Source organism: candidate division WOR-3 bacterium (assembly GCA_029858255.1).
GTDB lineage: Bacteria > Hydrothermota > Tepidihabitantia > SM23-42 > SM23-42 > SM23-42.
Genome location: JAOUFJ010000067.1, coordinates 1 through 3,900, shown reverse-complemented (window position 1 = coordinate 3,900; position 3,900 = coordinate 1). Strand labels below are relative to the sequence as shown.

Genomic DNA, 3,900 nt, shown 5'->3' with positions numbered 1-3,900 from the left:
TACCTCTTCATAGGTGCTCACACCAGGACCAGCCAGATCTGCTTTTTTGTCTGCACTACCTGCCATTATCTTCCTCCTTCTTAATTGTCAGATGATTTTCTCTTCATCCAGAGAAAAGTGCCAGTCTTTAGAAATTCAAATCGCTATTCATACACACGATTCTAGGAAGAATCCCGTGTCGGAGCTATTATCTCCATAAAATGGCAAAAGTCAAGAATAACAATTGATTGACATCCGCATCAGCAAGGCTATAATGTGCTGATGAAAATTTTTGTCAGTGGTGCTGAAGGAGCCCTGGGTCAAGAAATGACGCGTCTGCTGCGTAATGAGAAGATCAAATTCCTGGCAACCGACGTTAAACAGCTCGACATTACCGATTTCAAGTCCACAAACAAAGTCTTGTTGGATTACCGACCGGACGTCATACTTCACTTTGCTGCAGTGAGTGGCGTTGATACGTGCGAGCGCGATCGGGATCTGGCTTTTCGGGTGAATGCGCTCAGCAGTATGGGTTTAGCCCTTATTGCCAAGAAGATAGGCGCCAAGATGCTCTATACGAGCACCAACTATGTCTTTGATGGGCACGGAGAAGAGGCATTTGCCGAATATAGCGACCCCAATCCCCTAAGCGAGTACGGTCGGACCAAACTGCTTGGTGAGAAGTATGTCAAAGACATCTGCGATAAGTACTTCATAGTCCGTACCTCCTGGCTTTTCGGCAAGAATTCAAACAGGTATATTTCCAAATTCCTTGTTGCCGAGAAGAAACCCGGCTCGATCGATGTCATCTGCGACCAGTTTGCCTCTTTGACGTATATTGATCACCTTGCAGAAGCGATTTTGCGCGTGATTAAATCTGACAATTATGGTATCTATCATATCGTTAATAGCGGCGTTGCTTCGTGGTTGGATTTTGTCTTGAGAGCCAAGAAAATAATGAGGTTCAGGACGACGGTCAGGGCAGTGAAGACGGAAGAGTTGAATCTGCCGGCGAAGCGGCCGCGTTTCTCTCCGCTGGCATCGCACAGTTATGAGTTTCTTTTCGCATGTCAAATGAAATCATGGGAAGAGGCTTTGAACGAATTTATCAAGAGTATAATTCGTAAGTCTTGATTTTTAATTAGTTAATGCTATAATTCACTCAACAATGAAAGGATTGATACTCTCTGGTGGTTTCGGTACACGCTTGAGACCATTGACCTATACTGGCGCCAAGCAACTGATCCCAATCGCCAACAAACCCATCATCTACTATGGAATTGAGGCATTAGCGGGTCTCGGCATAAAGGAAATAGGGGTAGTTGTCGGCGATACCAGAGATGAGGTGATGAACACGGTCGGCAAGGGTGACAAATGGAAGTTGAAGATCGAATACATCCCTCAGGAATCACCCTTGGGCCTGGCACATGCCATCAAGATCGCCCGTAAATTCCTGAGCGAGGAACCCTTCATGATGTATCTGGGCGACAACATTTTAAAGGATAATCTCACCGATCATGTGAAACAGTTCGAGAAGAATCAACCCGATGCATTGATTCTGTTAACCGAGGTCAATAATCCACAGGATTTCGGCGTGGCGATTGTTGATGACCAGGGCACGGTGAAGAAATTGATCGAGAAGCCGAAAGAACCTCCGTCCAACTTAGCCCTGGTCGGCATATATCTATTTAATAAAGAGATTCACAATGCGATTGAACACATAAAGCCTTCACTGCGTAATGAATTGGAGATAACCGACGCGATACAGTGGCTGCTTGATAACGGTTATCGTGTTGAATCCCAAACCGTCAAGGGCTGGTGGAAAGATACGGGCAAACCCGAGGATATAATAGAGGCGAATTTACTGATCTTACAGGATATCGAGCCGGACAATCAGGGTAAGGTGGTTGATTCCACGCTGAACGGCCGCGTTGTGATAGGAAAAGGTACTCTTGTCGAAAAGAGTATCATCCGCGGGCCGGCAATAATCGGTGAAAATTCGAGACTCTCGCGTGCTTACGTCGGTCCTTTTTCTTCGATCGGTGCCGATGTAACGATCGAAAATTCAGAAGTAGAGTGCAGCGTAATAATGGATGGAGCAACCATATGCAATCTGGAAAACCGTATCGACCGCTCGATACTGGGCAGGAACGTCGTCATCAACCAGATCAACGAATCACCAAGAACCCACAAGTTCATTCTCGGCGACCAGAGTTATGTCCAGATAATCAAGTGATTGGGGTTATTAATGAACAATGAAAAATTAATACAAGGTGTGTCGATCAAGAACCTGAAATTGATACCTGATGAGCGTGGACGATTGATGGAAATACTTCGCACCGATGATAAAGAATTTTCGAAATTCGGACAGGTATATGTTACCACTGCATATCCGGGTGTAGTTAAAGCATGGCACTGCCATAAACTTCAGGATGATAACATGACCGTTCTGTACGGCATGGCAAAGATAGTGCTATATGATGACCGCAACGATAGCCCTACGCGTGGATTGATCAACGAATTTTTTGTCGGTGAACATAATCATGTACTTATCCATATACCCAGAAATGTATGGCATGGCTTCAAGTGCGTAAGCAGTAGCGAGGCGATGATCGTCAACGTGGTTACGGAAGGCTATGATTATAAAAAACCTGACGAGTACCGCAAGCCGGCTCACGGTTCGGATATTCCTTACGACTGGTCGCGTAAGGATGGTTAAAGTTCTTACTTCTACAGAATTCCAGAAATGAAAGTACTCGTAACCGGCGGATGCGGGTTTATCGGTTCTAATTTCATCCGGTACTTCGCCGCAAAACATCCATCTGACAAAATTATCAACGTCGACAAATTGACTTATGCCGGCAATCTCCAGAATCTGCAGGGTATGGACAAACAGAAGGGTTACCGCTTTGTCAAGGCGGACATAACGAACGCGGCGCAAATGAGAAAGGTCTTCAAGAATTTCAGGCCTGAAGTAGTCATCAATTTTGCCGCGGAGACTCATGTTGACCGCAGCATTACGACACCCGGTGCTTTTCTTAAGACCAATTTTCTCGGCGTTGGCGTGTTGTTGAATTGCGCGCTCGAATATGGTGTCGACAGGTTCCTGCAGGTATCGACCGACGAGGTCTATGGTTCGATCGCACGAGGTAAGTTTCGAGAGGGCTCTGTTCTCAACCCTTCGAGTCCATATTCTGCCAGCAAGGCGGCAGCCGATGGTCTGGTAATGGCGTACTACAGGACCTACGGAATGCCGGTTGTGATCACGCGTTCCTCTAATAACTACGGCCCGTACCAGTTTCCAGAGAAATTCATACCGCTCGTCATATTCAACGCCATGAATGGCAAGAAGATTCCCGTGTATGGTGATGGTCTGCAGGTCAGGGATTGGGTATATGTTGAAGATAATTGTCAGGCCATTGATCTCGTTCTGCAAAACGGCAGGATCGGTGAAATTTATAATATCGGTGGTCAGTACGAGCGGACTAACATTTACGTGATAAAAAAGATATTGAGAACTTTGAAAAAACCGGTTGACCTTGTTGAATACGTGAAAGACCGTCCTGGCCATGACAGGCGTTATGCCCTGTCAATTGCCAAGATAAGGAAACATCTCGGCTGGCAGCCAAAGATATCCTTTGAGGCCGGTTTCTTGAAGACCATAAAATGGTATAACAAAAACCGTGACTGGTTGAAGAATACCCAGACCGGCGCATACCGCAGTTTTTACAGAAAGTACTACGGCAAACTGGGACTGACACAAATCTAGCGACTCGTTCACGCCCCGACGTCATTCTCCGGTTCAACCGGGGAATCCAGGGTTACGCCGCACGCTGGAGACACGCTTTGCTGAAGACATGCTGCGCTGAAGTCACGTCGCTTCGCTGCAGAATCTGAAGAGGCAGAACGAACAATGGTCAT

General features: G+C 46.3%; 4 protein-coding genes. All 4 read left to right on the top strand.

Features of this window, described 5'->3' with window-relative positions:
• The first annotated feature begins 261 nt into the window (after nt 1–261).
• Genes rfbD through rfbB form a run of 4 tightly spaced genes read left to right on the top strand, consistent with a single transcriptional unit; the run spans nt 262 to nt 3,748 of the window.
• On the top strand, nt 262–1,113 hold the full coding sequence (rfbD, locus tag OEV79_12395) for a dTDP-4-dehydrorhamnose reductase (GenBank protein ID MDH4212235.1): 852 nt from the start codon (nt 262–264) through the stop codon (nt 1,111–1,113).
• 34 nt (nt 1,114–1,147) lie between these two features.
• Nucleotides 1,148–2,215 (top strand): glucose-1-phosphate thymidylyltransferase, encoded by a 1,068-nt coding sequence (locus OEV79_12390; protein MDH4212234.1) that lies wholly within the window; start codon nt 1,148–1,150, stop codon nt 2,213–2,215.
• A gap of 12 nt (nt 2,216–2,227) precedes the next feature.
• The gene (locus tag OEV79_12385) at nt 2,228–2,698 is read left to right on the top strand and encodes a dTDP-4-dehydrorhamnose 3,5-epimerase family protein (GenBank protein MDH4212233.1); all 471 of its coding nucleotides are present in this window, start codon (nt 2,228–2,230) and stop codon (nt 2,696–2,698) included.
• A gap of 27 nt (nt 2,699–2,725) precedes the next feature.
• On the top strand, nt 2,726–3,748 hold the full coding sequence (gene rfbB, locus OEV79_12380) for a dTDP-glucose 4,6-dehydratase (GenBank protein ID MDH4212232.1): 1,023 nt from the start codon (nt 2,726–2,728) through the stop codon (nt 3,746–3,748).
• Nucleotides 3,749–3,900 lie beyond the last annotated feature (152 nt).

Excerpts from the sequence above, each read along its gene's own strand:
- OEV79_12385 (MDH4212233.1), top strand. The coding sequence starts at position 2,228 with ATGAACAATGAAAAATTAATACAAGGTGTGTCGATCAAGAACCTGAAA.
- rfbD (MDH4212235.1), top strand. The coding sequence starts at position 262 with ATGAAAATTTTTGTCAGTGGTGCTGAAGGAGCCCTGGGTCAAGAAATG.
- OEV79_12390 (MDH4212234.1), top strand. The coding sequence starts at position 1,148 with ATGAAAGGATTGATACTCTCTGGTGGTTTCGGTACACGCTTGAGACCA.
- rfbB (MDH4212232.1), top strand. The coding sequence starts at position 2,726 with ATGAAAGTACTCGTAACCGGCGGATGCGGGTTTATCGGTTCTAATTTC.